This is a genomic window from Mycobacterium sp. HM-7, from assembly GCF_053852335.1.
Window position 1 is genome coordinate 1,909,156 of sequence record NZ_CM132657.1, and the last position, 26,604, is coordinate 1,935,759.

General features: G+C 68.1%; 26 protein-coding genes and 1 pseudogene. 12 read left to right on the plus strand and 15 right to left on the minus strand.

Features of this window, described 5'->3' with window-relative positions:
- Positions 1–88: 88 nt before the first annotated feature.
- Positions 89–1,012: an alpha/beta fold hydrolase gene (locus ACWW1C_RS09145; RefSeq protein WP_455983133.1), complete on the plus strand. Its 924-nt coding sequence runs from the start codon at positions 89–91 to the stop codon at positions 1,010–1,012.
- Positions 1,013–1,036: 24 nt separating this feature from the next.
- Here the strand turns inward: ACWW1C_RS09145 and ACWW1C_RS09150 are convergent, their stop codons facing one another.
- From ACWW1C_RS09150 to ACWW1C_RS09160, 3 genes are all read right to left on the minus strand, one after another.
- The gene (locus ACWW1C_RS09150) at positions 1,037–1,396 is read right to left on the minus strand and encodes a hypothetical protein (protein WP_455983134.1); all 360 of its coding nucleotides are present in this window, start codon (positions 1,394–1,396) and stop codon (positions 1,037–1,039) included.
- Positions 1,397–1,507: 111 nt separating this feature from the next.
- Entirely contained in the window at positions 1,508–3,010 is a 1,503-nt protein-coding gene (locus tag ACWW1C_RS09155; RefSeq protein ID WP_455983135.1) for a leucyl aminopeptidase, read from the minus strand.
- 101 nt (positions 3,011–3,111) lie between these two features.
- Entirely contained in the window at positions 3,112–4,197 is a 1,086-nt protein-coding gene (locus tag ACWW1C_RS09160; RefSeq protein ID WP_455983136.1) for an adenylate/guanylate cyclase domain-containing protein, read from the minus strand.
- A gap of 63 nt (positions 4,198–4,260) precedes the next feature.
- Here ACWW1C_RS09160 and gcvT point away from each other — a divergent pair, with 63 nt between their 5' ends.
- Positions 4,261–5,364, plus strand: coding sequence for a glycine cleavage system aminomethyltransferase GcvT (gcvT, locus tag ACWW1C_RS09165; protein WP_455983137.1), 1,104 nt, complete (start codon positions 4,261–4,263; stop codon positions 5,362–5,364).
- A 42-nt stretch (positions 5,365–5,406) separates the two neighbouring features.
- Positions 5,407–6,537 (plus strand): branched-chain amino acid aminotransferase, encoded by a 1,131-nt coding sequence (locus ACWW1C_RS09170; RefSeq protein WP_455983138.1) that lies wholly within the window; start codon positions 5,407–5,409, stop codon positions 6,535–6,537.
- Positions 6,538–6,608: 71 nt separating this feature from the next.
- Here the strand turns inward: ACWW1C_RS09170 and ACWW1C_RS09175 are convergent, their stop codons facing one another.
- The 4 genes from ACWW1C_RS09175 to ACWW1C_RS09190 are packed head-to-tail and all read right to left on the minus strand — an operon-like array spanning position 6,609 to position 9,614.
- Complete coding sequence (locus tag ACWW1C_RS09175; protein ID WP_455983139.1) at positions 6,609–7,334, minus strand: adenosylcobinamide-GDP ribazoletransferase; 726 nt, start codon at positions 7,332–7,334, stop codon at positions 6,609–6,611.
- Positions 7,331–8,401, minus strand: a complete 1,071-nt coding sequence (cobT, locus tag ACWW1C_RS09180) for a nicotinate-nucleotide--dimethylbenzimidazole phosphoribosyltransferase (RefSeq protein WP_455983140.1) — start codon at positions 8,399–8,401, stop codon at positions 7,331–7,333. The genes ACWW1C_RS09175 and cobT overlap by 4 nt, the downstream gene beginning before the upstream one ends.
- Complete coding sequence (locus tag ACWW1C_RS09185; protein ID WP_455983141.1) at positions 8,398–8,925, minus strand: bifunctional adenosylcobinamide kinase/adenosylcobinamide-phosphate guanylyltransferase; 528 nt, start codon at positions 8,923–8,925, stop codon at positions 8,398–8,400. The genes cobT and ACWW1C_RS09185 overlap by 4 nt, the downstream gene beginning before the upstream one ends.
- 5 nt (positions 8,926–8,930) lie before the next feature.
- Complete coding sequence (locus ACWW1C_RS09190; protein ID WP_455983142.1) at positions 8,931–9,614, minus strand: DUF3043 domain-containing protein; 684 nt, start codon at positions 9,612–9,614, stop codon at positions 8,931–8,933.
- Between the two features lie 71 nt (positions 9,615–9,685).
- Between ACWW1C_RS09190 and ACWW1C_RS09195 the strand changes: the two genes are divergently transcribed.
- The gene (locus tag ACWW1C_RS09195; protein ID WP_455983143.1) at positions 9,686–10,756 is read left to right on the plus strand and encodes a glycerate kinase family protein; all 1,071 of its coding nucleotides are present in this window, start codon (positions 9,686–9,688) and stop codon (positions 10,754–10,756) included.
- Between the two features lie 48 nt (positions 10,757–10,804).
- The gene (locus ACWW1C_RS09200; RefSeq protein WP_455983144.1) at positions 10,805–11,173 is read left to right on the plus strand and encodes a HesB/IscA family protein; all 369 of its coding nucleotides are present in this window, start codon (positions 10,805–10,807) and stop codon (positions 11,171–11,173) included.
- Between the two features lie 32 nt (positions 11,174–11,205).
- Here the strand turns inward: ACWW1C_RS09200 and ACWW1C_RS09205 are convergent, their stop codons facing one another.
- Positions 11,206–11,844 carry an Rv0361 family membrane protein gene (locus ACWW1C_RS09205; protein WP_455983145.1) on the minus strand — a complete coding sequence of 213 codons (639 nt, stop codon included), beginning with the start codon at positions 11,842–11,844 and terminating at the stop codon, positions 11,206–11,208.
- Positions 11,845–11,918: 74 nt separating this feature from the next.
- Here ACWW1C_RS09205 and ACWW1C_RS09210 point away from each other — a divergent pair, with 74 nt between their 5' ends.
- Positions 11,919–12,893, plus strand: a complete 975-nt coding sequence (locus tag ACWW1C_RS09210; protein ID WP_455983146.1) for a carbohydrate kinase family protein — start codon at positions 11,919–11,921, stop codon at positions 12,891–12,893.
- A 105-nt stretch (positions 12,894–12,998) separates the two neighbouring features.
- On the opposite strand, the gene asnB is transcribed toward ACWW1C_RS09210, so the two are convergent.
- On the minus strand, positions 12,999–14,972 hold the full coding sequence (gene asnB, locus ACWW1C_RS09215) for an asparagine synthase (glutamine-hydrolyzing) (protein ID WP_455983147.1): 1,974 nt from the start codon (positions 14,970–14,972) through the stop codon (positions 12,999–13,001).
- 138 nt (positions 14,973–15,110) lie between these two features.
- Between asnB and ctaC the strand changes: the two genes are divergently transcribed.
- The 4 genes from ctaC (at position 15,111) to ACWW1C_RS09235 (ending at position 18,266) form a co-directional block, all read left to right on the plus strand.
- On the plus strand, positions 15,111–16,151 hold the full coding sequence (gene ctaC, locus ACWW1C_RS09220) for an aa3-type cytochrome oxidase subunit II (protein WP_455983148.1): 1,041 nt from the start codon (positions 15,111–15,113) through the stop codon (positions 16,149–16,151).
- 10 nt (positions 16,152–16,161) lie between these two features.
- Entirely contained in the window at positions 16,162–16,581 is a 420-nt protein-coding gene (locus tag ACWW1C_RS09225) for a cytochrome c oxidase subunit 4 (protein ID WP_020103569.1), read from the plus strand.
- A 188-nt stretch (positions 16,582–16,769) separates the two neighbouring features.
- The gene (locus ACWW1C_RS09230) at positions 16,770–17,594 is read left to right on the plus strand and encodes a hypothetical protein (protein ID WP_455983149.1); all 825 of its coding nucleotides are present in this window, start codon (positions 16,770–16,772) and stop codon (positions 17,592–17,594) included.
- Positions 17,595–18,266, plus strand: coding sequence for a DUF2561 family protein (locus tag ACWW1C_RS09235; RefSeq protein WP_455983150.1), 672 nt, complete (start codon positions 17,595–17,597; stop codon positions 18,264–18,266).
- Positions 18,267–18,270: 4 nt separating this feature from the next.
- Here the strand turns inward: ACWW1C_RS09235 and ACWW1C_RS09240 are convergent, their stop codons facing one another.
- The 5 genes from ACWW1C_RS09240 to ctaE all read right to left on the minus strand — a co-directional run bounded on the left by ACWW1C_RS09240 (position 18,271) and on the right by ctaE (position 23,144).
- Entirely contained in the window at positions 18,271–18,591 is a 321-nt protein-coding gene (locus tag ACWW1C_RS09240; RefSeq protein ID WP_455983151.1) for a TetR-like C-terminal domain-containing protein, read from the minus strand.
- A gap of 269 nt (positions 18,592–18,860) precedes the next feature.
- Positions 18,861–20,498 (minus strand): cytochrome bc1 complex cytochrome b subunit, encoded by a 1,638-nt coding sequence (qcrB, locus tag ACWW1C_RS09245; RefSeq protein WP_455983152.1) that lies wholly within the window; start codon positions 20,496–20,498, stop codon positions 18,861–18,863.
- A complete protein-coding gene (gene qcrA, locus ACWW1C_RS09250; protein ID WP_455983153.1) occupies positions 20,495–21,658 on the minus strand; it encodes a cytochrome bc1 complex Rieske iron-sulfur subunit in 1,164 nt (387 codons plus the stop codon). Before qcrA ends, qcrB begins: the two co-directional genes overlap by 4 nt.
- The gene (gene qcrC, locus ACWW1C_RS09255; RefSeq protein ID WP_455983154.1) at positions 21,655–22,497 is read right to left on the minus strand and encodes a cytochrome bc1 complex diheme cytochrome c subunit; all 843 of its coding nucleotides are present in this window, start codon (positions 22,495–22,497) and stop codon (positions 21,655–21,657) included. Before qcrC ends, qcrA begins: the two co-directional genes overlap by 4 nt.
- Before the next feature lie 35 nt (positions 22,498–22,532).
- A complete protein-coding gene (ctaE, locus tag ACWW1C_RS09260; protein WP_455983155.1) occupies positions 22,533–23,144 on the minus strand; it encodes an aa3-type cytochrome oxidase subunit III in 612 nt (203 codons plus the stop codon).
- A gap of 51 nt (positions 23,145–23,195) precedes the next feature.
- On the opposite strand from ctaE, the gene trpD reads away from it, so the two are divergent.
- Positions 23,196–24,305: an anthranilate phosphoribosyltransferase gene (gene trpD / locus ACWW1C_RS09265; RefSeq protein WP_455983156.1), complete on the plus strand. Its 1,110-nt coding sequence runs from the start codon at positions 23,196–23,198 to the stop codon at positions 24,303–24,305.
- Here trpD and ACWW1C_RS09270 read toward each other — a convergent pair.
- A pseudogene (locus ACWW1C_RS09270) lies at positions 24,243–26,117 on the minus strand (DEDD exonuclease domain-containing protein); the annotation flags it as partial. The gene trpD and the pseudogene ACWW1C_RS09270 sit on opposite strands and share 63 nt — an antisense overlap.
- A 67-nt stretch (positions 26,118–26,184) precedes the next feature.
- Between ACWW1C_RS09270 and ACWW1C_RS09275 the strand changes: the two are divergent.
- A complete protein-coding gene (locus ACWW1C_RS09275; protein WP_455983157.1) occupies positions 26,185–26,451 on the plus strand; it encodes a hypothetical protein in 267 nt (88 codons plus the stop codon).
- Positions 26,452–26,604 lie beyond the last annotated feature (153 nt).

Sequence of the window (26,604 nt, forward strand, 5' to 3'; positions counted from 1 at the left end):
CTGTTGACACCCTCGCTGAGCAGGCTACTGTCGCATCACAACCGGTACCGGCGGTACGGGATACTTTGAGGTCAGGCAGGGTTTGACGATGCGGTTTGTGGACAGCGCGGACGGGACTCGGATCGCGACCTACGAGGAGGGCAACCCAGGCGGTCCGGTGGTGGTCCTGGTGCACGGTTGGCCGGACTCGCACGACATGTGGGACGCCACGGTGCCCTACCTGGCCGACACCTACCGGGTGATCCGCTACGACAACCGCGGCTCGCGCAATTCTGGTGTGCCCAAGAAGGTTTCGTCGTACACCATGGCGCACTACGCCGACGACTTCGCGGCCGTCGTCGCCGCTTTGGCGCCGGGCGAGAAGGTCCACGTGCTGGCCCACGACTGGGGCTCGGTCGGCATCTGGGAGTACCTGTCGCGGCCGGAGTCGGTGGACCGCGTCGCGTCCTTCACCTCGACCTCGGGGCCGAGCGCCGACCACACCCGTCGCTACATCATGGACGGCCTCAAACGGCCCGACCGGCCGGTGCGGTTCCTGCGCTCGGTATCGCAGTTCCTGCGACTGACCTATCAGGGTTTCTTCTCGATCCCGCTGGTGGCGCGAGTGCTGGTCCGGGCCACCGTTCCCACCATCATTCCGCAGCTGCTGAAGCGGCTGGATGGCATGTCCGACAACCAGATTCGGCATTCGGACACCTTCGCGACAGATGCCGCCAACAGCCTCAAGGTGTATCCGGCCAACTACTGGCGCACCCTGTTCAAGGGGCGGCGTGACCACTACGTGAACGTGCCGGTGCAGGTGATCGTCAACCGTGGCGACCAGTTCGTCCGGCCGCACCTGTATGACGAGACGCCGCAATGGGTTCCGCAACTGTGGCGCCGGGACATCGAGTCGGGCCACTGGTCGCCGATGTCGCATCCCGAGCTGCTCGCCACCGCGGCCCGCGAGCTCGCCGAGCACGTGGCCGGCGCTGAGCAGACCCGTGCCCTGCAGCAGGCCCAGGTGAGCTGAGCCGCCGACCGACGCTCTGCGGCGTCATCCCATCGGCTTGCCGTCGACGGTGATGTTCCTGGGGTCGACCTGCTGACCGTTGATGGTGATCTGGTGATTCCCATTGCCGTCATGGTTGACGTTCACGTTGAGCGTCGGGGGCGGGCACAGCTCGTTGTTTCCGACCCACCCGCCGCCGGGCGCGCACTCGTTCGGCGCGCCGGCGCCGATGTTCTGGTTGTCGTCGTTCCCGCCGGGATCGCACTGATCGTTCCCGCCCATGCGGTCGATCACATTGCGGAACGGACACAGCTGATCAGGGACGGGTTCCTGGTCGGGGTCGGCGAGTGCCATGCCGGTGCCGCTCAATCCGGCTAACTCCAAGCCGATAGCAGTGACTGTCACAGCAGTAACCCGAACGAACTTGTTCATGCAGGAAAAATACGCTGCCGTGGGGATTGGCACCCCGAAAATGCGGTAACTGACGTCGATTCAGCTACCGCATCGGGCGGATGGCTAGCCGTTCTTCGCGATGTCTTCCAGCACGGCGAACATGGTCAGCGTCGGGACGCCGGTGCCGCCTTTACCGGTGTAGCCCCAGGGGCCGCCGGTGTTGTAGGCCGGGCCTGCGACGTCGAGGTGCGCCCACTGGACACCGTCGGCGACGAACTCGCGCAGGTAGACCCCGGCCACCGACATGCCGGCGTTGCGCGCGCCGCTGACGTTGGCCAAGTCGGCGACCGTCGACTTGAGGTCATCCTTGAGTTCCTCGGGCAGCGGCATCGGCCAGGCGTTCTCGCCGACCTCCTGGGAGAGCTTGGCGACCCGGTCACGGAATTCGTCGGTGCCCATCACACCGGGGGTACGCACGCCGAGTGCCACGAGCTGCGCCCCGGTCAGCGTCGCGGTGTCGATCAGGTAATCGGGGTTGTCCTCGCAGGCGCGGACGATGGCGTCGGCCAGGATCAGCCGGCCCTCGGCATCGGTGTTGAGCACCTCGATGGTGGTACCGCCGTACTGGGTCAGCACGTCGCCGGGGCGCTGCGCCGTCGACGACGGCATGTTCTCGGCCATGGGCACGGTCGCGATGACGTCGACCGGCAGCTGCTGGCGCGCCGCCAGCACGATGGTGGCGATGACGGCGGCGGCACCGCCCATGTCGGAGGTCATGTGGTGCATGTTGGCGGCCGGCTTGATCGAGATGCCGCCGGTGTCGAAGGTGATGCCCTTGCCCACGAGCGCCACCTTCTTGGCGTTCTTCTTGCCGCAGCGGTAGGTCAGCCGTACCAGTCGCGGCCCGCGCGACGAGCCCTTGCCGACGCCCACTATGCCGCCGTATCCGGCGTCCTCCAGCTCCTTCTTGCCCAGCACCTCGACCTCGAGGCCCGCAGACTTACCCAAAGCCTTTGCGCGCTTGGCGAATTCACCCGGGTACAGGTGGCTCGGCGGGGTGTTAACGAGGTCGCGGGCGGTTGCCACGGCGGTCGCCACATCGACACCGCGCGCTGCCGCGGTCTCGGCGTCGTCGGCGGTGGACAGCACGGTCAGTGCCGTCAGGCCCCGCTCTTTCGGAGCGGTCTTCGCGCTGCGGAACTCGTTGAACCGGTACGCGCCGAGGATCAGGCCCTCGACGGCTGCCGCCACATCCAATTCGGACAGGGTGGTCACGACGGTCTCGGTGCCGTTGAGCGAGCGTGCCGCCACGCCGGCGGCGCGGCGGATCACGTCGGCCGGCCACTCGTCACGGTCCTTGCCGAGGCCGACCGCCAGCACGCTGGCCACCGGCAGGGATGGCACGAGTACGCGGGTCAGTTGCTCGGTCGAGCCCTTCGCGCCCAGGGTCTTCAGCGCCACCTCGATCTCACCGGTGGCTTCGGCGTCCAGGAACGGGTTGGCCAGGACCGTGGCCTCGTCGTTCTCGCTGGTGATGACCGGAACGATCAGCACCGCAGAATCCAAGTCCGACGGCAGGACGGATGCGACAGTGACGGCAGGGGACTGGTAACCGGGTGTGCTCACGCCGTTCACCCTAGCCGCGCGACGATCGAGCGGCGAGGGACGAGCCGCGATGAGGAGTGCGGCCAATCGAACCTGGCCACCGGCGTTTCGTCCGGCAGCTGTCAGAGTCGGTCACACAACTGGTAGGCCGTGACGGGCTCGTCAAAACCTTTGAGCGTCAACGGTTCCTGTACTTGGATCGGCCAATCCTCGGGAATGTTGCACCAGGGCGCGGCAACCAGGATCTGCCCGGGCTGGGCCGCCGCCACCAATCGCGCCGCGAGGTTGACCGGACTGCCGAAGTAGTCGCCGCCGATGGCCAGCACCTCGCCGTAACTGAGCCCGGCGCGCACCTGGATCTCAGAGGCCGCGACCCGCGGATGGTGCACCAGGTCCAGCGCGGCCTTGGCCAGCAGCTCGGGCGTGGCGCTCACCCACATCACCGCGTCGCCGATGAACTTGACCACGCGGCCACCGTCGGCGTTCACCACGTCCGCGGCCATTCCGCTGAATTCGTTGAGCAGCTTCGACAATTCGTCGGCGGTGCTCATGCGGGTGAGCCTGGTGAAGTCGGACAGGTCGGCAAAGCCGATGCCGACGTCGACCGTCGACGATTCGTGGTGGACCACGCCGTCGAAATACGTTCGGGCAGCGGCCAAATGGTGGCGGTGAAAGGCGTCGATCATGCCGCCGATGCGCGGGATGAACTGAGCCGCAGACCGGTACGCGCGGGCGGTCAGCAGTTCGTCATGGGTATTGGCCAGGTCCAGATTGGGCAGCCCGGTGCGCGTCATCGTCGACTCGGCCTCCGCCAGCCGCGCCATGCTCGCCCCGAGCACCCGCAGGAAACCCAGCGCGGCATCCTCGCCGATCGCGGCGCGCATCTCGGCCCACGTGCGCAACGCCTCGATGTCGCAGTCGGTGAGCGCCGGCACATTCGGGTCGGCGACCGTGAGGCCGAGCACCGCCCAGGCCTGCTCGACGTCGGCCAGCGGCAGCTCGATCTCGTGGGCGACCTCGGCCAGGCTGTGGCTCGGCTGCCCCGACCACTGCACGGAGTCACCGGCCAACGCGAACAACCGGCCGCGGCGCTCGGCCCCGACCATCTGATCGGGGGTGAAGCCGAGGCCGTCCAAGTATTCGATGAGTTCCGCGCGACCGCGGGCATCAGCGATTCCGGCGGCTTCGAGCGCGTCGTAATCGATCACGAAAACGAGTCTGCCAGCAATGGGGCGACGCCGGGAGCCGTCAGGCGACTACGCTGTCTGGCCGTGAGCGAACTGTTGCAGGGCCCGCTGGAAGACCGTCACCGCGAACTCGGTGCGAGTTTCGCCGAATTCGGGGGCTGGTTGATGCCGGTGTCCTACGCCGGCACCGTGGCCGAGCACAACGCCACCCGCGAGACCGTCGGACTGTTCGACGTGAGCCACCTCGGCAAGGCCCTGGTGCGTGGCCCCGGCGCCGCCGAGTTCGTCAACTCCGCCTTCACCAACGACCTGCGCCGCATCGGGCCGGGCAAGGCGCAATACACGTTGTGCTGCAAGGAAGTTGACGGCGTGGCCGGTGTCATTGATGACCTGATCGCCTACTACGTCTCCGACGAAGAAATCTTCCTGGTGCCCAACGCGGCCAACACCGCCGCCGTGGTCGCCGAGCTGCAGCGCCTCGCTCCGCCCGAGCTGACCATCACCGACGAGCACCGCTCCTATGCCGTACTGGCGGTGCAGGGGCCGAAGTCCACCGAGGTGCTCACCGCGCTCGGGCTGCCGACCGACATGGACTACATGGGATACGCCGACGCCGAGTACGACGGCGTTCCGGTCCGGGTGTGCCGCACCGGCTACACCGGTGAGCACGGCTACGAACTGTTGCCCGAGTGGGACCGCGCGGGGATCGTGTTCGACGCGCTCGTCGCCGCGGTGAAGGCTGCCGGCGGTGAACTCGCCGGGCTGGGCTCGCGCGACACCCTGCGCACCGAGATGGGTTACCCGCTGCACGGACATGAACTGTCGCTGGACATTTCGCCGCTGCAGGCCCGCTGCGGCTGGGCCATCGGCTGGAAGAAGGACGCGTTCTGGGGCCGCGATGCCCTGCTCGCGGAGAAGGAAGCCGGCCCCAAGCGGACGCTGCGTGGCCTCAAGGCCGTCGGCCGCGGGGTGCTGCGTGCTGACCTGACGGTGCTGGACGGCGAGACGCCGGTCGGCATCACCACGTCGGGCACCTTCTCACCGAGTCTGAAGGTTGGCATCGCGCTGGCGTTGCTCGACACCGCGGCCGACATCGCCGACGGTGCGCGGGTGACCGTCGACGTCCGCGGCCGGGCACTCGAGTGCGAGGTCGTCGCGCCGCCGTTCGTGGCGGCCAAGACGCGTTAGCCGCGGCGAAAACGCGCTAGCCACGGGCGATACAATCGGCATATGACCGATGGCCCCCTCGAATTCACCGTGTCGCGCGCGAGCAATCCTGCGAGCGACGAGGTAAGGGCCCAGGTTCTGGCCGACCCCGGATTCGGGCGGTTCCACACCGACCACATGGTGTCCATCGACTACAGCGTCGACCGCGGCTGGCACGACGCCCGGGTGACCGAGTACGGGCCCATCGAACTGGACCCGTCGGCCATCGTCCTGCACTACGCGCAGGAAGTCTTCGAAGGTCTGAAGGCGTACCGCTGGAACGACAACTCGATCGTGTCGTTTCGCCCCGATTCCAATGCGGCCCGGCTGCAATCGTCGTGCCGGCGCCTGGCCATCCCGGAGCTGCCCGAGGACGTCTTCGTCGAGTCGCTGCGGCAGCTGATCGCCGTCGACAACGAGTGGGTGCCGGCTGCCGGCGGTGAGGCGTCGCTGTACCTGCGGCCGTTCATCATCGCCACCGAGCCGGGCCTCGGCGTGCGACCCGCCAACGAGTACCGCTACCTGGTGATCGGCTCGCCGGCCGGCGCGTATTTCAAGGGCGGCATCAAGCCGGTGTCGGTGTACCTGTCCACCGAGTACGTGCGGGCCAGCCCGGGCGGCACCGGTGCGGCCAAGTTCGGCGGCAATTACGCCGCCTCGCTGCTGGCCCAGGCGCAGGCCGCCGAGATGGGCTGCGACCAGGTGGTCTGGCTCGACGCCATCGAGCGCCGGTACGTCGAAGAAATGGGTGGCATGAACCTGTTCTTCGTCTTCGGCAGCGGTGGCTCGGCGCGGCTGGTCACCCCGGAGCTGTCCGGCTCGCTGTTGCCCGGCATCACGCGGGATTCGTTGCTGCAGTTGGCGGTTGACGCGGGGTTCGCCGTCGAGGAACGCAAGATCGACATCGACGAGTGGCAGAAGAAGGCCGCCGCTGGGGAGATCACCGAGGTGTTCGCCTGCGGCACCGCGGCCGTCATCACCCCCGTCGCGCATGTGAAGTACGGCCAGGGTGAATTGGCCGGTGAATCGGCGGGCGAGTTCACCATCGGTGACGGCCAGCCCGGTGAGGTCACCATGGCACTGCGCGACACCTTGACCGGCATTCAGCGCGGCACGTTCGCCGACACCCACAACTGGATGACGCGCCTGGGTTAACCCCCCGCCGAACGTGAAGAAGATCGCGAGATTTCCAGCTGGAAATCTCGCGATCTCCTTCATGTTGGAGGCTAGAGGTGGGCGGCCAGCCCCAGCGCGGTCAGCGTGGTCGTGACTTCGGCGGCCGCACCCAGTACGTCGCCGGTGATCCCGCCGAACCTGCGGACGCAGTGCGTCACCAGTAGCGCGGTGATCCCCAGTGCGACGAGCACGACCACCGGGCCCTGCCACAACCGCGGCGTCGCCCATGCGGCCGCGGCCGCCACCGCAGCCGTCCACGCCGCGACCACCCACACCGGTTGGCTGCCGGCGACCATCGCGCCCAACGTGCTGCCCGGTGCGGCCGGTACCGACGTCCGGCAGGCGGCGAGCGCCGCGATGCGGCCCGCGGTGACGGCAACGACGACCGCCGCCGGGTCGAGCGCGGCGAACGTCATGCTCTGCGCGCCGATCGCCACGACGATAGCGGCCACCCCGAACGGGCCCGCGGTGCCGCCGCGCATGACGGCCAGCGCCCGCTCGGGCGGTCCGTAACAGCCGAGGCCGTCGACCGTGTCGGACAGCCCGTCGATGTGCAGGCCGCGGGTCAGCAGAAGCAGCACCGCCACCGCGAGCAGCCCGGCGAGCGGGCCGGTCACGTACACCTGGCCGGCACCCCACGCCACCGCCGCGGCGATCCCGCCGAGAACGATGCCCACCACCGGAAGCGCGGTCAGTGTGCCCCGGCCGAACGGCCGGTCGCCACGCACCGGGAGGACGGTGCTGAACGCGAAAGCCGAAGCGAGGGCAGAGATCACAATGGTTTGTCGGCCGGCTTGTCGGTGACGTTCGCCTCGCCGAACGTGGCCATGGACGCCAGCGTCGCCACCGCGGCACGCAGCACCGGCAGCGCCACCGCGGCACCGCTGCCTTCGCCCAGGCGCATGCCCAGGTCCAGGATCGGGGTCAGCTGCAGGCGCTGCAGCGCCACCGAGTGCGCGGGTTCGGTCGACAGGTGGGCGGCTTGCCACCAGGCTTTCGCGCCGGGGGCCAACCGGTCGGCGACCAGCGCCGCGGCCGTCACCACCACGCCGTCGAGCAGGACCGGGGTTCGCCGTACCGCGGCCTGGGCCAGGAAGCCGGCCATGGCGGCCAGATCCGCGCCGCCGCAAACGGCCAGCAGCGCAACCGGATCGGCCTTGACCTGGCGGGCGCGGAACAGCGCGTCACGGATGGCCGCGGTCTTGCGGGCCCAGCCCTCGTCGTCGACGCCGGTGCCGCGTCCCACCACCCCGACGGGTTCGGACGCCGTCAGGGCGGCAACCAGAGTCGTTGCCGGCGTGGTGTTTCCGATGCCCATGTCGCCGGCGATGAGCAGGTCGGCGCCCCCGTCGACCTCCTGGTCGGCAATGGTGCGACCGGCCGCGATCGCCGCGACGGCCTCCTCCGTCGACAACGCGTCCTCGATGGCGATGTTGCCGCTGCCGCGGCGGACCTTGTGGGCGCCGATCGCGGGGGAGTGGGCCTCGCCGTCGACGGCGATGTCAGCCACGCGCACGGTGGCGCCCGCCACCTCGGCCAAGACGTTGATGGCCGCGCCGCCGGCGTCGAAGTTCGCCACCATCTGTGCGGTGACCTCGGACGGAAACGCGGAAACTCCGGCTGCCGTCACGCCGTGGTCGCCGGCGAACACCACGACCCGGGCCCGCTCGAATTGCTTTGGCGGACAGACACCTTGGCAGGCCGACACCCAGACCGACAAGTCCTCCAGGCGGCCCAGGGAGCCCGGTGGTTTCGTCAGGGTGTGCTGGCGCGCGAGCGCGGCCTCCCGCACATCGGCATCGGGTTTGGTGAGATCGGGAAACTGGGCGCGGGGATCGCTCATCGAGACTCCTTGACGGTGAGAGGCTGGCCGGCCACCACCAGCACCACGCGGTCACAGACCGCGGCCAATCGCTGGTTGAGCGAGCCCAATTCGTCGGCGAAACGGCGGCCCGACTCAGTGGCCGGGACGACGGTCAGGCCCACCTCCGGGCTGACCAGCGCCAGTGGCGCGGTGAATGCGCTGACCGCCGAGGTCAATTCGTCGATCTCGGCCTGGATCGAGCCGCCGGTCCAGGCGGCGCGCCGATCCATCGCGGCAACCAGCCAGCCGCCGATGTCGTCAACCATGGTGGCGGCCGCCGATTCACGCAAAGTGCGTGCCACGTCGGCCGATTCGACGGTCGACCAGTAGGCCGGCCGCCGGCTCTGATGGGCCGAAACCCGGGCCGCGAAGTCGTCGTCGCCGTTGACGGAGCCGGTCGCGACGTAGCGCACCGGCTCGCTCGGACCCGCCGCATGGCCGATCCAGTCCTCGGCCCACTGCGACTTTCCCGACCGGATGCCGCCGAGCACCAGGGTGCGCACCGGGCTCAGTCGACCTTGGCTCCGCGGTTGACCTGCGGCTTCGGCACGCGCATCCGGCGCAGCTGCGAAGCCCGGCTGGAGGCGTAAAAGCCCAGTTTCCAACCACTTTCGGTGTTGTCCGGGAACTTCGCGTCCACGCGCTTGTTGATGCGCCGGCTCAGCAGGACGCCGTCGATTGCCATGATCACCATCAGGCCCAGCATCGCGACCGACAGCAGACCCTGGGTCTGGACCGGCGGCAGCGCCATCATGAAGAACACCAGCACCAGGGCCGACGGCATGAACAGACCCAGCACGTTGCGCCGGGAATCGACGAGGTCGCGGACGTAGCGCTTGACCGGCCCCTTGTCGCGGGGCAGCAGGTAGGCCTCGTCACCGGACATCATCTTGGCGCGGCGCGCATCCATGTCGGCTCGACGCGCCTGGCGCTCGGACTTGCGCTCTTCCTTGGACTGGGAGCTGCGCAGTTCCTTGCGTCGTTTGCGTGCCTCGGCGGTCGTCATCGGCGCCGGAGCGACCGGGCCGCGCTTGCGCTCCGCGGCGCTGCGCTTGGGCGTCGGGCGACCCTTGGGCGCGGTGGTGCCCCCAGCGGCGTCGACGTCCGAGTTGCCGGTCACGGCGACGTCGTCAGCGTTGCCGCTCTCGTCTCCGGAGTCGGCGTTGTCCTTCTTGCGGCCCAGCAGATTCACGCTGTCAGGTTACTTCGGTGGCCGCGGTCGGCCGTCATGCACCCGAGCCGTGGGCGGCTTAACCTGCTCCGATGAGAGTCCTCGTCGCCCCCGACTGTTACGGCGACAGCCTCACCGCGGTGCAGGCCGCGGCGGCGATCGCCGCGGGCTGGGCCGCCGCGCGGCCGGGCGACACCCTGGTGCTCGCCCCGCAGTCCGACGGCGGCCCCGGCTTCGTCGACGTGCTGGCCGAACGGTTGGGCGGTCTGCGGACGGCCACGGTGCGAGGCCCGCTGGATTGCGACGTCACCGCGCACTGGGTTCTGCATCAGGACACCGCGTACATCGAGTGCGCGCAGGCCTGCGGATTGGCGCTGCTGGGCGGGCCGCCCACGGTCCAGACCGCGCTGGACGCCGGCAGCTTCGGAGTCGGGCAGCTGGTCGACGCCGCGCTGGTGGCCGGCGCACAAAGAGTGGTCGTCGGCCTCGGCGGTAGTGCCTGCACCGACGGCGGCCAGGGCCTTGTCGCGGCGCTGGGCGGGTTGACGCCGGCTCATCGGAGGCTGGCCGACGTCGAGGTCATCGTCGCCTCCGACGTCGAACACCCGCTGCTGGGGCCGATGGGTGCGGCGGCGGTCTTCGGTCCACAGAAGGGCGCCGATCCCGCGACGGTGGAGTTGTTGGAGCAGCGGCTCACGGCGTGGGCCGGCGACCTCGAATCCGTGGCCGGCCGTGATGTCGCCGGCGAACCGGGAGCCGGCGCCGCCGGCGGCCTGGGGGCAGCGCTGCTGGCGCTCGGCGGGCGGCGGGAATCCGGCGCGACGGTGATCGCGGCGCACACCGCGCTGGCCGACGACCTGGCCGCCGCAGATCTGATCGTCACGGGCGAGGGCCGGTTCGACGACCAGTCGCTGCACGGCAAGGTGATCAGCGCCCTCGCCGCGGGGGCCCGCGCGCACGGTTCGCCGGTCCTGGTGCTGGCCGGGCAGGTGACGCTGGACCCCGCCGGTCTGGCCAACGCCGGGGTCGCGGCCGCGTATTCGATCGCCGACCACGCCGGTTCGGTGGAGCTGGCCATCAGCGACGCGGCCCGTCAGCTGACCGGATTAGCTACCGGCGTAGCCGCTGAACTCGGGAATAACGGCCGGACAAGGTACCGTTGATGGTGCCTGGATAGTGCCAGGCAATCGAGTGTGCACCAGGGAGAAGCAATGACTGTTGAGGACACGACCACCACCGGTACCTCGACCGAGACCCACGGCGTGATCTTGTCGGACGCTGCGGCCAGCAAGGCCAAGGCTCTGCTGGACCAGGAAGGCCGTGACGACCTCGCGCTGCGTATCGCCGTGCAACCGGGCGGCTGCGCCGGCCTGCGTTACAACCTGTTCTTCGATGACCGCACCCTCGACGGTGACCTCACCACCAACGTCGGCGGCGTCAACCTCACCGTCGACCGGATGAGTGCCCCCTACGTACAGGGCGCCACCATCGACTTCGTGGACACCATCGAGAAGCAGGGTTTCACCATCGACAACCCGAACGCCACCGGCTCCTGCGCCTGCGGCGATTCGTTCAACTGATTCAACCGGTACCGTGCTGGTCCGGCGGCCTCCTACAGGGAGTCCGCCGGACGTGGCAGGTACGAGCAGACCAGGGTCTCTCGCGGCTGCACCAAGAGCTGAGCGACGGCCTGGAATTCGTTGCTCTTCACCGAACCGCGCGGCAGCCGGCCTGACGGCGCCACCTTCATGGTGAACAGCACCTGCGCCTGATTCGGCGACAGCATCACGATCTTGTCGATCGACGTCACATCCGCCTGCCCGAACTGCTTGCGAAACGCATCACTGGCCAGATTCGCCACGGTGTAATCCGTGGCGTGGTCCTTGACGCCGTCATACAAACCACACAGCGCGTGCCGGGCCACGGCTTGCTTGTCCTGCTGCAGCAGCGCGTTCAGATAGCCCTGGATCGCGGACTTGGCGGTGGCGTCGGTCAGACCGCGGTCGCTGGTGCTGCGGACAGCGAAGATGATGCCGCCGACGACCGCGACGACCGCCAGAACGGCGCCGACGACCAGCAGGATGCGCTTGGTGTTGTTACCGCCGCCCGACGGGTACTCCACGGCGGGTGGCAGCGTCGTCGGGTAAGAGGGAGGCGGCCCGGCGGCGGGTGCACCGTAGGCACCGTAGGTGGAGTTCCCCGGACCCGGCTGCGGGGGGATCGATTCCGGGTACGGATATGCGCCGTCCATGTTGTCCACAGGCTAGCGCACCGGCACGGGTGGACCGGTCCGGCTACTTCCGCTGCGCTGGGTAAGCTCGCCGGATGACCATTGCCGTGACCGGATCGATCGCGACCGACCATTTGATGCGCTTCCCGGGCCGATTCGCCGAGCAGTTGCTGGCCGAACACCTGCAGAAGGTGTCTCTGAGCTTCCTGGTCGACGACCTGGTGGTGCACCGCGGCGGCGTCGCCGGCAACATCGCCTACGCCATCGGCATCCTGGGTGGCAGCCCGACGCTGGTCGGTGCCGTGGGCACGGACTTCGATGACTACCGCGGCTGGCTGACGGCGCACGGCGTCGACTGCTCGCAGGTGCTGGTGTCCGAATCCGCCTACACCGCTCGATTCGTTTGCACCACGGACGAGGACATGGCGCAGCTGGCGTCGTTCTACCCCGGTGCCATGTCCGAGGCGCGCAACATCAAGCTCGCCGACCTCGTCGCCGCCCAGGGCGCGCCCGAGCTCGTGATCATCGGCGCCAACGATCCCGAGGCCATGTTCCTGCACACGGAGGAATGCCGGAACTTGGGTCTGGCCTTCGCCGCGGACCCCAGCCAGCAGCTGGCCCGGTTGTCCGGCGACGAAATCCGCCGCCTCATCGACGGTGCCTCGTACCTGTTCACCAATGACTACGAGTGGGACCTGCTGCTGCAGAAGTCGGGCTGGTCGGAGGCTCAGGTGATGAGCCAGATCGAGCTCCGCGTCACCACGCTGGGGGAGAAGGGCGTCGACATCGTCGGCCGCGACGGCACGTTCGTGCACGTCGACGTGGTGCCCGAGAACGAGAAGGTCGACCCGACCGGTATCGGTGACGCGTTCCGTGCCGGCTTCCTCACCGGCCGTGGCGCCGGCCTGAGTCTGGAGCGGGCCGCTCAGCTGGCCTCGCTCGTCGCCACCCTGGTGCTCGAAGCGCCGGGTCCGCAGGAGTGGACCTGGGACAAGGCCACCGCGCTGCCGCGCCTGTCGGCCGCGTTCGGGGCCGATGCCGCCGACGAGATTGCCGCTGCGCTGGCGTAGCCCAGCGCCTTCGGCACAGCCCTGGGCTGATCACCGCCGAGAGTGCGGGAAACGACCGAATTCACGTCGAATTCGCGGTCGTTTCCCGCACTTTCGTCGTAGTGGTCAGAGTTCGACGGGGTAGACGGGCTCGCTGATCTGCGGTGTGACGCTGCCCTCGATGAAGATGGCGTGCCACAGCATGAAGATGAGGACCGTCCACAGCCGGCGGCTGTGGTCGCTGACGCCATTGCGATGTTCCTCGAGCATCTGGCGGACGGCGTCGAGGTCGATCAGATGCCCGGCCTGCGACGCGTTGACCGTCGCGTAGGCCCACTCCAGCAGCTCGCCGGAGCGCAGCCAGTGCCGGATCGGCACCGGGAAACCCAGCTTCGCGCGGTGCAGCACATGCGCGGGGACGATGGGCTCCAGCGCCCGGCGCAGCGCGTATTTCGTTGTGGTCCGGGTGATCTTCTGTTCGTACGGCAGCTTCGACGCCACCGCGAATACCTCGGGATCCAGGAACGGCACGCGCAATTCCAGCGAGTTGGCCATGGTCATCTTGTCGGCTTTGACCAGGATGTCGCCGCGCAGCCAGGTGAACAGGTCCAGGTGTTGCATGCGCGCCACCGGGTCCCAGCCGGCGGACTCGGCGTAGATCGGCGCCGTCACATCGGTGTGGGTCCACTCCGGATCGAACTGCGCGAGAGTCGACTGCAGCTGCTCGTCGGAGAAGCTGCGGGCGTTGCCGTAGTAGCGCTCCTCGAGCGTCAACGACCCGCGGTGCAGCAGGCTCTTGCCGCGCATACCGTCCGGCAGCGATTTCGAAGCCTTGCCGAGCCCGCGCCGCAATCCCCGCGGGACGCGATCAAAGGCCTTGAGCGACAACGGTTCCCGGTAGATGGTGTAACCGCCGAACAATTCGTCGGCGCCCTCGCCGGAGAGCACCACCTTGACGTGCTTGCGGGCTTCGCGGGCGATGAAGAACAGGGGCACCAGCGCCGGGTCGGCCACCGGCTCGTCGAGGTACCAGACGATCTCGGGCAGCGCCTCGACGAACTCGGCCTGGCTCACCACCTTGGTCACATGCCGCGCCCCGATGGCCTCGGCGGAGGCGACGGCCACGTCGACCTCCGAAAAGCCTTCGCGCTCAAAGCCCGTGGTGAACGTGATGAGTTTGGGGTTGTGGCGCATCGCCAGGGCGGCGATCGCGGTGGAGTCGATACCGCCGGACAGGAACGCGCCGACGGTGACGTCGGCCCGCATGTGCTTGGCGACCGAATCCTCCAGAACTGCGGTGATCTCGTCGTACCGGGCCTGCTCCTGCCCTGTGACAAACGGCACAGCCGCGAATTTCGGCTTGAAGTAGCGCGTCACCTCGGGCTGCTGGCCCGGGTGGATGCGGGCGTAACTGCCCGACTCCAGCCGCCGGATGCCGCGCTGCAGCGTCTCGGGCTCGGGCACATACTGCAGCACTGTGTAGTGCTGGACGGCGCGCTCATCGATGCTCAGGTCGACGCCGGCCCGGGCCGCCAGGTCGAGGATGCACTTCTTCTCACTGCCCACGATGGTGCCGCCGGGGCCCGTCGCCAGGTACAGCGGCTTGATGCCGAACGGGTCACGCGCGCAGAACAACTCCCGGGTCTGGGTGTCCCACAGGGCGAAGGCGAACATTCCCCGCAAGCGGCCGAGGGCCGCGGTGCCCCAGTAGTGGTAGGCGGCGACGATCGTCTCGCTGTCGCCCTCGGTGGTGAATTCGGCCCCGAACTCGCTCCGCAGTTCCTCGCGCAGTTCCAGGTAGTTGTAGATCTCGCCGTTGAACACCAGCGCGTAGCGGTTCGGCGACTCGGGTGGACCCCAGCGCAGCGGCTGATGGCTGTGCGCGATGTCGATGATGGAAAGCCGGTTGAAACCGAATACGACAGCGGCCGAGCCGCTGAGATCGGCATCGGCGTGGTGTCCGCTTGCGTCGTCAGCCCAGGCGCCCGACTCGTCCGGACCCCGGTGGCGCATCGGATGCGTGGCATCCGAAACCGCGCTCACCAGGTCAGTCGAAGGGTCGGCAAGAGGGTCGGCCAAGTAGGCCAGCAGTCCGCACACGGCGCCAGTATGCCTGTTCAGGCAGGTGAACTCAGAACTGGCGCTGCCGATTGGCCGGTCGCTTCGCTCGGCGTCGCGGGCGTGGTCTACGCTGCGTAGTATTCGACCGGCTTGACCGACCTCTAGGAGGGCCTCAACGTGACCGCTCGCGGGCTCCGTTTGGTGGCGTTGTCCGCCATTCTCGGCGCGTCGACGCTGCTGCTCAGCGGATGCAGCTGGCAGGAAGTCTTCGGCCTGGGTTGGCCGACCGGCATCACCCCAGAAGCTCACGCGAACCGTGATCTCTGGGTGTGGTCGGTCATCGCCTCGTTCGTGGTCGGCGCCATCGTGTGGGCGCTGATCTTCTGGGCGATGGCGTTCCACCGCAAGAAGAAGACCGACACCGAGCTGCCCCGTCAGTTCGGCTACAACATGCCGCTGGAGCTGGTGTTGACGGTCGTGCCGTTCCTCATCATCTCGGTGCTCTTCTACTTCACCGTCGTGGTGCAGGAGAAGATGATGGACCACAGCAAGCCTGCTGAGGTCACCATCGACGTCACCGCGTTCCAGTGGAACTGGAAGTTCGGCTACCAGAAGGTGGCCTTCAAGGACAACACTTTCTCTTACGACGGCGCTGACGCCGCCCGCAAGGAAGCCATGAAGTCCAAGCCCGAGGGCAAGGACGAGCACGGCGAGGAGAAGGTCGGCCCGATCCGCGGCGAGAACCCCGAGGACCGCAGCTACCTCAACTTCGACAAGGTCGAGACCATCGGCACCAGCACCGAGATCCCGATCCTGGTCCTGCCGAAGGGCAAGCGCATCGAGTTCCAGATCGCGTCGGCCGACGTCATCCACGGCTTCTGGGTGCCGGAGTTCCTGTTCAAGCGGGACGTCATCCCGAACCCCGAGGCCAACCACTCGGACAACATCTTCCAGGTCACCGAGATCGAGAAGACCGGTCCGTTCGTCGGCCGCTGCACCGAGATGTGCGGCACGTACCACTCGATGATGAACTTCGAAGTTCGCGTGGTGGAGCCGGAGCAGTTCAAGGCCTACCTGCAGTACCGCATCGACCACCCGAAGGCGACCAACGCCGACGCGCTGGTGTCGATCGGTCTGCCCCCGGTGGCCCAGACGACGCATCCGTTCGACTCTCGCCGCGGCGAGCAGGCCGGCTCGCCGGCTCAGGCGAGCAAGTAGGGGATACGCAATGCATATCGAAGCCCGACTTTTCGAGATTCTGACTGCCTTCTTCGCGTTGGCGACCGTCGGCTACGGCGCGCTGACCGCGCTGTACGCCAACGGCGGCATCGAGTGGGCCGGCACCACCGCGCTGGTGCTGACCACCGGTCTGTCGCTGATCATCGGCACGTTCTTCCGGTTCGTGGCCCGTCGTCTCGACACCCGGCCCGAGGACTACGAAGACGCCGAGGTGTCCGACGGTGCAGGCGAGCTCGGCTTCTTCAGCCCGCACAGCTGGTGGCCGTTGCTGATCGCCCTGTCGGCTTCGACCACCGCGGTCGGTATCGGTCTGTGGCTGCCCTGGCTGATCGTCGCCGGTGTCTGCTTCGTGCTGGCCACCGTCGCCGGCCTGGTGTTCGAGTACTACACCGGCCCCGAGAAGCACTGACACGCACGGCCCCTGTGACCTGATCGCTCTGCGGTCAGGTCACAACCGTATGTCAGATGGTTCTCTGGCCCCGTCCGGTACGGCCATGCCGGGCCCATGTTGGGTAATGTCTGCCGAAGCGCTGGAATGTCGCCGCAGGCGGTGTTCCTCAGCTGCAGCGACACAGTGGTCGAGAGGGATAGGCGTACGTGAGCGGGTCACATTCCCCGGGCTCGGATGATGCGGCCCGGGAGCCATCGGGCGTCGGTGAAGGCACCGGCGAAACCGAGATCTATTCTCAGGCCTACTCTGCGCCCGAGTCCGAGCACTTCACCGTTGCTCCGTACGTGCCGCCCGAGCCGGGGCTGTACGACTACGACAGCTACGAGGCCAAAACCGACACTGACGACGCCCCGCCGCCGCGGTGGCCGTGGGTCGTCGGCGTCGTGGCGATCATCGCCGCCATCTCGCTGGTGGCATCCGTCGCCATCCTGGTGACTCGCAATACCGGCTCGGAGAATGTGGCGACGCCGTCGACGAGCACCACGTCGGCCCCGCCGTTCCAGGACGAGTTCACCACCACGACCACGCCGCCGCCTCCGCCCACGTCGACCGAGGCGCCTCCGCCGCCACCGCCCCCTCCGCCGCCGTCGACGGTGACGGTGACCCAGCCGCCGCCGACGTCGGAGGAACCTCCGCCACCCCCGCCGCCCAGCACGGCCGCGGCCGCACCGCCGGCAACGACGTCTGCCCCGCCGACCGGGCCGCGGTATGTCACGTACCGGATTTGGGGCACGAAGGCGCCGCTTGACCGTATTTCGGTGACGTATACCGACGCCGCAGGGCGCCAACGTACCCAGCAGAACGTCTACATCCCGTGGATGATCACTCTGACACCGATCTCGATGTCCGATGTGGGCTCGGTGCAGGCCTCCAGTCTGCTGCGGCTGAGCCACCTGAACTGTTCGATTGTGACCAGCGACGGCCAGACCCTGGCCTCGCAGACAAACGATGATTGGCAGACGAGCTGTTAAATGCCGTACAACGCTGAGACTTCAACCCGGTCGAGAGTGACCGGCGGCAGCCCCGAGCAGTTGGACCGTCTTCTGCTCGGCGGATGTGTCGCCCTGTGGCTGGCGGCCCTGGGCGCCGGGGTGGCGGCTGTCGTCGCGCTGGTGGACCTCGGCACCCGGCACCCGTCCGGCGCCGCGTCGTCGCACACGCCGTGGTTGCTGTATTCGGTCATCGGGGTATCCGCCGCGGTCATCGTGGGCGCCATCCCGCTGTTGTTGCGCGCCCGTCGCGGTGGAGCTGCACCGCTGCCGCTGCTCGGGGGCGGGCCTTCCGCGGCCGACGACCGTCGTCCCGGCGGTGAAGTCCCACAGAGCGCGCTGCGATCGTTCGACGATCCGGTGGTGCGCCGCTATTCGGCATCGCCGGCGACCAGCATGGTCGGCTTTCCGGTGGCGGCGGTGGAACAGCTGTGGCTGCGCTGCACGCTCGGGATTGCCGCCGCCATGGGCGGCGCGACGCTGTTTGTCTTCCTGGGTGCGTACATGCTGGCCGACCGCCATGACGAGCTGGCGTGGATTCTGTACGCCCTCGCAGTCCTCATCACCGCCGCCATGGTGGCCATTCCCTGGTACTGCCTGCGTGGTCTGCACGCCGTGCTGGAAGCGTCGGCCGAGGAAGCCCGGGCGGCGTAGCGCTCTAGTGCTCCGCGAAGGCGCGGATGGCGCGCCGAGCGGTCTCGCTGAGATATGCGGGTGTCACCGCGTCGACGGTGAACAGGGTGCGGAAATAGACCGGGCTGGCGGCCATCTCCAGCAACGCGCGCGGATCGGTGCCGGATGGGACTTCGCCGCGGGAGATCGCACGTTCGACGACCGCGCCGCTGTGCCGGAAGCGTTCCTCCCAGAACCTGGTCTGCGTGACCCGGACGTCGTCGCTGCCGTCGGCGCCGGTCAACGCGCCGTAGAGGACGGCTCGGACGGCCCGGTTGGCCAATGTGGTGACGATGTCGGAGAGCAACTGCTCGAGGTCGCTCTGCAGTGACCCGGTGTGACGAGGCGAATGGCTTCCATGCGCGGCTGTGCGTCGAATTCCCTTGGCTCACTGCGTCTTACCTGGTCGCTCAGCATCGATGGCACCTGGCGTGCGAGTTCGGCAACTGGATCGAAGCGGCGTTCGCGCCCCGTTGAGTCTGTGCCCAGGGCGCGGGTGGGGTAGGGGAGTGGACCCCAAAACGACTTCGGCCCGGTCTGGTGGAAACCAGACCGGGCCGAAACCGTGAAAGCGAACTAGTGGTGCCCGTTGGAACCGTTGGGCGAGATTTCGTCCTGGTATTCCTTGATGGCGGTGAGTGCCTTGTGCTCGGCGGCGTGTTCGGCGTCGGCGAGGGCGGCTTGTTCGACGGCGGAGTCGGCGAACAGGAAGCTGCCGGTGCCGGGGGAGCCGGCGGACCCGAGCTTGTTCATGCGCTTGGGCAGTGCGGCACCCTGGTATTCCAGCGGGAGCGGGTGGCCGTGGTCGTCGACCGGGCCGAGCGGCTGGTGCAGCTCGACGTACGCGCCGTGCGGCAGCCGCTTGATGATGCCGGTCTCGATACCGTGTTCGAGGACGGCGCGGTCGCTGCGTTGCAGACCCACACACCAGCGGTAGGTGAGGTAGTAGACGATGGCGGGCAGGACCACCATGCCGATACGACCGATCCAGGTGGTGGCGTTCAGCGAGATGTCGAACTTCAGCGCGATGATGTCGTTCATCGCGGCGAGGGTGAGCACCATGTAGAACGCGATGGCCATGGCACCGATGGCGGTGCGGACCGGTACGTCACGCGGACGCTGCAGCAGGTTGTGGTGAGCGTCGTCGCCGGTGAACTTCTTCTCCAGGAACGGCCACGCGATCAGCAGACCGAACACCACACCCATGAGCAAGGCGACGCCCATGACGGCGGGGATGGTGTGGCCGAAGGGGTAGAACTCCCACGCCGGCCAGATACGGGCGAGGCCTTCGGTCCACATCATGTAGAAGTCTGGCTGGCTACCGGCGGACACCTGCGAGGGCTTGTAGGGGCCCAGCTCCCAGATCGGGTTGATCTGCAGCAGACCACCCATGATGCCCAGGATGCCGGTGACCAGCGCGAAGAACGCGCCACCCTTGATCGCGAACACCGGCATGACGCGCACGCCGACGACGTTCTTCTCGGTACGGCCGGGGCCGGGGAACTGCGTGTGCTTCTGGAACCACACCAGCGCCAGGTGGGCACCGATCAGGGCCAGGATGATGCCCGGGATCAGCAGGATGTGCAGGGCGTACATGCGCGGGATGATGATGTTGCCGGGGAAGTCGCCACCGAACAGGGCCCAGTGCATCCAGGTGCCGATGACCGGGATGCCCAGGGTGATCGAGGACAGCGCGGCACGCAGACCGATACCGGACAGCAGGTCGTCGGGCAGCGAGTAGCCGAAGTAGCCCTCGAACATGGCCAGGATCAGCAGCAGCGAGCCGATCATCCAGTTGGCCTCACGCGGGCGGCGGAACGCGCCGGTGAAGAAGATGCGCGCCAGGTGCACCATGATCGACGCCGCGAACATCAGGGCGGCCCAGTGGTGAATCTGGCGGACGAACAGACCGCCGCGGACCTCGAACGAGATCTCCAGGGCCGACTCGTAAGCGCGCGACATCTGCACGCCGCGCAGCGGCTGGTAGACGCCGTTGTAGATGACCTCGGTCATCGACGGGTCGAAGAACAGGGTCAGGTACACACCGGTGAGCAGCAGCACCAGGAAGCTGTACAGCGCGATCTCACCGAGCATGAACGACCAGTGCGTCGGGAAGACCTTGTTCAGCTGCCGGCGTACGGCGGCCGACGGGTGGTACCGCGAGTCGATCGCGTCGCCTTGTGCGGCAGCGATGTCAGCGAGCTTGGGACTCATGATTTGCGCTCCCAGAATGCCGGTCCGACGGGTTCGATGAAGTCGCCGTTGGCGACCAGGTAGCCCTCTTTGTCAATCGTGATCGGCAGCTGCGCCAGGGCGCGGGCCGCCGGCCCGAAGATCGGCCGCGCGAAGTGCAGCGCGTCGAACTGCGACTGATGGCAGGGGCACAGGATGCGGTAGGTCTGCTGCTCGTACAGCGACGAGGGGCAGCCCAGGTGCGAGCACACCTTGGTGTACGCGAAGAAGTCACCGAAGTTGAAGCTCTCCTGGCCCTTGCGCTTGACCACGCGGGTCAGGTCCTCGGGCTTGATGCGGATGAGCATCACCGGGTTACGCACGCCCAGCGCGATCTCGGACAGCTTCTCGTGCGACTCGATGGTGGTGCCGTCGCCGTCGGACTCGCGCCACGGGAACACGGTCTCCATGCCGCCCGCGTCGAGGTCCTCGGGACGCATCTTCACGAAGGGGGACTCACCCGGCAGGCCGGTGGCCCGCGCCAGGTAGATCGTCTCGCCGTGGAAACGCGGGGTCCAGCCGGACGTCCACAGGACGGCCTTCTTGCCGTCGGCGGTCGGCACGACCGGCTTCCACGGGTTCTTGATCAGACCGCCGATGAAGGCGACCGCGGTACCCAGACCGAAGGCACCCAGGCCGACGCCGAGCGACAGGCCGATCAGCTTGCGGCGCTTGAGGGTCGAGCCCTCGAGCGCGTCGGTCAGGTTGGCCGCGACGGTGGCGCGGTGGACCTCGGGGGATGCGCCGTCGTGGCGGTCCTGGATCGAGATCTCCTCGGGGATGAACTTCTTCTGGAAGAGCACCGCACCGATGCCGATCGCCAGGATCGACAGACCGAAGGTCAGGCCGTACAGCGGAGTGGCCAGCGAGTAGATGAACTCGCCCTCCGACTCGAACGGCTTGTACTCCCACGGCCAGAACAGGAACACCAGCAGCAGAGCCAGGCCGGACAGGCCACCGAGCAGCAGCCAGGCCGCAACCTGACGCTCGGCGCGCTTCTCCGCCTTGGTGCCCTCGACGGGCCAGCGCGGTTCCTTGAAGACGGTCGTGACGCCGTCGATCTTTCCGCCCAGTTCGACGAGTTCCTCGCGCGACATCTCGCGCAGTTCAGCGTCGCTGGGAGTGTTCACGTTCTCGCTCATGCGCGAGCTCCGATCCACATAGCCGCGCCGATCACGGCGACCATCCCGATAATCCACATCGCCATGCCCTCGGGCGCGGGGCCGAAGCCACCGAGGCCGTAGCCGCCCTGGCTGCGAGCGTTCGCCGACTCGTGGACGTAGGCGACGATGTCGCGCTTCTCCTCCGGGGTCAGCTGACGATCCGAGAACTTGGGCATGTTCTGCGGGCCGGTGAGCATGGCGGTGTACACCTGCGCCGGCACTTCGGCGGCCTTGCCGAGGTCGGGCGCGTACTTGCCCGACGACAGCGCGCCACCCTTGCCGGTGAAGTTGTGGCACGACGCGCAGTTCAGGCGGAAGAGGTCGCCACCGCGGGCGACGTTCTCACCGAGGAACGAGTGCTGGTTGATCTGGCCGTTGGCGTCACGCGGGACCTGCGGGCCGCCGCCGTTGGCCTGGATGTAGGCACCGAGGGCGTCGATCTGGTGCTCGTCGAACGCCGGGTCCTTACGGGGCGCCTGGGCCTCACCGCGCATGGCAGGCATGCGGCCGGTGGACACCTGGAAGTAGACGGCCGCGTCGCCGACGCCGATGAGGCTCGGGCCGCGGTCCGTCACACCCTGCAGGTTGGCGCCGTGGCAGGAGACGCACGACGTTTCGAACAGCTGCTTGCCGGTGCGCAGCAGAGCCAGCTGCGACTCATCTGCCTTCGCGACCTGGGGCCGCGGAGTCAGGGTGGCCGCCAGGCCACCGGCGACTAGAAGTCCGAGCAGCAGCAGCATCGCTGCTGACAAACGTCGTCGCAACCGGCGCTGGCGCATTGTCGCCGGCCTCCCGGCTCCGCGGGACTTGCTGGTCATCGAACCCCTTCTCATAGGAAGCATCGGCGAGCCGATCAGCGAACGAAGTAGATGGTGGCGAACAGGGCGATCCACACGATGTCGACGAAGTGCCAGTAGTAGGACACAACGATGGCAGCGGTGGCCTGGGCCGGGGTGAACTTGCTCATCTTCGTGCGGGCCAGCAGGTAGATGAACGCGACCAGACCGCCGATGACGTGCAGGCCGTGGAAACCGGTCGCCAAGTAGAAGACCGAACCGTAGGCGCTGCTCGGGATCGTGGTGCCCTCGCTGACGAGCATGTAGTACTCGAACGCCTGGCCGCCGACGAAGAACGTGCCCATGATCAGCGTGATGACGTACCACCGGCGCAGGCCGAAGACGTCGCCGCGCTCGGCGGCGAACACGCCCATCTGGCAGGTGAACGACGACGCGATCAGCACCAACGTCACCGGCACGGCCTCAGCCAGATTCAGGTGCGTGGGGGGAGGCGGCCATACGCCGCCTGCCTGGGCGCGCGCGGTGAAATACATTGCGAACAGTCCAGCAAAGAACATCAGCTCACTGGAAAGCCACACAATGGTGCCGACACTGACCATATTCGGCCGGTTCAGCGAATGCACCCGCGACGTGATCGCGGTTCCGGAGGTACCTACAGCGCTCGTCACAGCGGTAAGTATGACGCTTTGTAGTTGTTGAACTCCACCCGGGTGCCGACATTGGCCATAATCAGGTCCGTGCCAACCACCGATCCTCATCAGGAACCGACCACCGACGGGCCGCTGTGGCCCCAGATCCTTGGCCGGCTGACCACCGGCCAGAACCTTGCCGCGGGTCAAGCGGGGTGGGCAATGGACCAGGTCATGACAGGTACTGCCACCCCGGCGCAGATCGCTGCATTCGCCATCGCGATGAAGATGAAGCGACCGACCTCCGCCGAGGTGTCCGAGCTCGCCGATGTGATGTTGCGACACGCCCGAAAGGTGCCCGCCGACGCGCTTGCGGCGATCGGCAGCGATGTGGTCGACATCGTGGGGACGGGCGGGGACGGCTCCAACACCGTCAACCTGTCGACGATGGCGTCGATCGTCGTCGCCGCGTGCGGCGTGCCGGTCATCAAACACGGGAACCGGGCCGCGTCGTCGTTGTCCGGTGGCGCGGACACCCTGGAAGCCCTGGGCGTCCGGATCGACCTGTCGCCGGGCGACGTGGCCCGCTCGGTCGCGGAAGTGGGTATCGGGTTCGCGTTCGCCCCGCAGTTCCATCAGTCCTACCGGCACGCGTCCTCCGTGCGGCGCGAGATCGGGGTGCCGACGGTCTTCAATCTCCTGGGGCCGCTCACGAATCCGGCGATGCCGCGGGCCGGCCTGATCGGCTGCGCCTGGGCGGAACTGGCCGAGGTGATGGCGGGCGTGTTCGCGGCGCGGGGGTCCAGCGTCCTGGTCGTCCACGGCGACGACGGCCTCGACGAGCTGACCACCACGACGACGAGCACCATCTGGCGCGTGCAGGCCGGCACCGTCGAGCGACTGACGCTGGACCCGAAGGCATTCGGGTTCGCGCGCGCCGAACTGAGCGAGTTGCGGGGCGGTGACGCCACGGCCAACGCGGAGTCGGTGCGTGCGGTACTGGCGGGCCAGACCGGGCCGGTCCGGGATGCCGTGGTGCTCAATGCCGCTGGGGCCATGGTGGCTCATGCGGGCCTATCCAGCGACGCCCAGTGGGTGCCGGCGTGGGAGCGGGGCCTGACCCGCGCCACCGAGGCGATCGATTCGGGTGCGGCCGAGCAGTTGCTCGCGCGGTGGGCTCGGTTCACCCAGAAGGTCTGATCGCTCCGCCTGCTGCGCCGCCGCCCGGGCCGACCGGGCGGTGGCGGCCCACTCGGCCCACCGTCCGGCCGCGGTGATCGGCAGGCAGTAACCGGCCCCAGAACCAGAACCAGAACCGGCACCGGAATCGGTGCGCACGATGCGCACGCCGGGCGCCGCCAGCCAGCGCACGATCAGCGCCACTTCCTCGACCGGTGCGCCGCCCAGTGGCCGCTCCGATGTCAGGATCACTTGTGCCGCAGCGGATATCGCGTCGACGACGGGCATCGGCGGCACCCGCCGCGGGGCGTTGCCTGCGGCCGCCAGCTGGCCGTACCGCACCACGATGAGATGCCAGCCGCCGGCGCCGTCGGGCCGGGCGGCCACGAGCTCCGGCAACGCGGTAAGGGCCCGCAGCCGTTGCCCGCGCCACAGTCCGTCGATCACGGTCGCGGCGTGGTCACGCAGTCGCGCAGCGGTCTCGTAGCGGCCCTCCAAGGCCAGTTCGTCGATATGTCTCAGCGCCGTACTGAGCGCGGAATCATCAACGCCGGCAATGTTTTCCGCGGCCCGCTCGGCGAATTCGGCGTAGGCGCCCGCGGTGATGCCGCGAGGTGCCGGGCATGGCGAGAGTTCACGCTCCGGGCACTGCGGCCCGTGTTCGGCAGCCCGCGCCAGCCGCGTCGTGCAGGTCCGCACCCCTGTGAAGCGAGCCAGCAGCGCGGCCGCGTCGACGGCGTCGGCATGGGCCCGGAACGGGCCGACCGCCTGATCGTGCCGCGGAGCCCGCACCACGCTGAATCGGGGGAATGCTTCGTCGGTCAGCACCACCCACCACCATTTGTGCGGCGCCTTGGAGCGCCGGTTGTAGGGCGGCGCGTGCGCGGCGAGCAGTCGCAGTTCGCGCACCCCGGCCTCCAGCTCGTGCGCACACTCCACGTGATCGACGCGGATGGCCAGTGACGCCATCTCTTTCATACGGGCGCGCGGGTCGGCGCCGGTGAAGTACTGCCGAACCCGGCGCCGCAGGTCGACCGCGGTGCCGACGTACAGCACCTCCTCGGACGGCCCGCGGAACAGATAGACGCCGGGGGAGTTGGGTAGCGCGTCGGCGAGCTTGCGGTTGCGGCGCTGCGCGTTGGTGACGTCGGGCAGGTAGCCGCGCAGTTCGGCCAGCGTGTGCACGCCCTGGTTGCCGATGCGCTCCAGCAGTCCGTGCAGCACGTCGACGGTGGCGCGGGCGTCGTCGAGGGCGCGGTGGGTGGGGGTGGTGGTGGCGCGGAACAGCCGGGCCAGCTCCGAGAGCCGGACGCTCGGCGCCTCGTCCCGGGTCAGGACGCGGCGGGCCAGCTTGACCGTGCACAGCACCGGTGGGCCGGGCCAGGGCAGCTGCGCCCGCTCGGCCGCGGCCCGCAGGAAGCCGACGTCGAAGCCCGCGTTGTGGGCAACCAGGACAGCGCCCCGGCAGAACTCCAGAAATGCGGGCAGCACCGATTCGATGCGCGGGGCGTCGTGGACCATCGCCGTGGTGATCCCGGTCAGCTGCACGATCTGGGGTGGGATGGCGCGGCCGGGGTCGATCAGGGTGGCCAGTTCGCCGATGATCTCGCCGCCGCGCACCTTGACCGCGCCGATCTCGGTGATGGCGTCCCAGCCGCCTCCGGTGTCGTCCGCGCGGGCCCGCCCGCCGGTGGTTTCCAGGTCGACCACCACGAACGTGGTGTCCCGCAGCAACGCCTCATCAAGATCGAATGCCAGCTGGTCGGTGGCGCTGCCGGAACCCATGACGTGACAGTAGGGGCCGGCACCGACAAGAAATCCCATCGATGTCATTCCGTTATCCGGTTGCTGATCACCCGCGCTTTTTGTCGGTGGACGTCGCTAGCGTGCGCCTCAACCGATGAAGGAGTCAGAGATGAAGTTCGACAACGGGCCAGTGAAGATCGACTGCGACGACTGCGCAGTGCGTGGTCCCGGCTGCGGCGACTGCGTGGTCAGTGTTTTGCTGGGCGTGCCCGAGACGTTGCTGGACGACGAGCGCCGCGCGCTGGAGGTGCTCGCCGATGCCGGACTCGCGCCGCGTCTGCGACTGGTGCCGATCGGCCGGCCGAAGGGTGCGGCAGACAGTCAATCCGGTCCGAAGTCAAGCACTACGGGCGTAGCGTGACGACCCTCACATTGTGATGCTGGTTAACGTGATCGAAGTCCGGGCTGATAGATTGGCCATTCCCGTTGGACAACGCCGATGCTGTTTCGTAACCTATTCGAGACCTGACTGAGTTCGAAGCGGCTCGAACCCGCAGTTGAAGGACGCGAAATC

Coding starts and splice junctions, on each gene's coding strand:
- ACWW1C_RS09145 (WP_455983133.1), top strand. CDS start 89: ATGCGGTTTGTGGACAGCGCGGACGGGACTCGGATCGCGACCTACGAG.
- ACWW1C_RS09170 (WP_455983138.1), top strand. CDS start 5,407: ATGACCGATGGCCCCCTCGAATTCACCGTGTCGCGCGCGAGCAATCCT.
- cobT (WP_455983140.1), bottom strand. CDS start 8,401: ATGAGCGATCCCCGCGCCCAGTTTCCCGATCTCACCAAACCCGATGCC.
- ACWW1C_RS09195 (WP_455983143.1), top strand. CDS start 9,686: ATGAGAGTCCTCGTCGCCCCCGACTGTTACGGCGACAGCCTCACCGCG.
- ACWW1C_RS09200 (WP_455983144.1), top strand. CDS start 10,805: ATGACTGTTGAGGACACGACCACCACCGGTACCTCGACCGAGACCCAC.
- ACWW1C_RS09205 (WP_455983145.1), bottom strand. CDS start 11,844: ATGGACGGCGCATATCCGTACCCGGAATCGATCCCCCCGCAGCCGGGT.
- ACWW1C_RS09210 (WP_455983146.1), top strand. CDS start 11,919: ATGACCATTGCCGTGACCGGATCGATCGCGACCGACCATTTGATGCGC.
- ACWW1C_RS09225 (WP_020103569.1), top strand. CDS start 16,162: ATGCATATCGAAGCCCGACTTTTCGAGATTCTGACTGCCTTCTTCGCG.
- ACWW1C_RS09235 (WP_455983150.1), top strand. CDS start 17,595: ATGCCGTACAACGCTGAGACTTCAACCCGGTCGAGAGTGACCGGCGGC.
- qcrB (WP_455983152.1), bottom strand. CDS start 20,498: ATGAGTCCCAAGCTCGCTGACATCGCTGCCGCACAAGGCGACGCGATC.
- qcrA (WP_455983153.1), bottom strand. CDS start 21,658: ATGAGCGAGAACGTGAACACTCCCAGCGACGCTGAACTGCGCGAGATG.
- qcrC (WP_455983154.1), bottom strand. CDS start 22,497: ATGACCAGCAAGTCCCGCGGAGCCGGGAGGCCGGCGACAATGCGCCAG.
- ACWW1C_RS09275 (WP_455983157.1), top strand. CDS start 26,185: ATGAAGGAGTCAGAGATGAAGTTCGACAACGGGCCAGTGAAGATCGAC.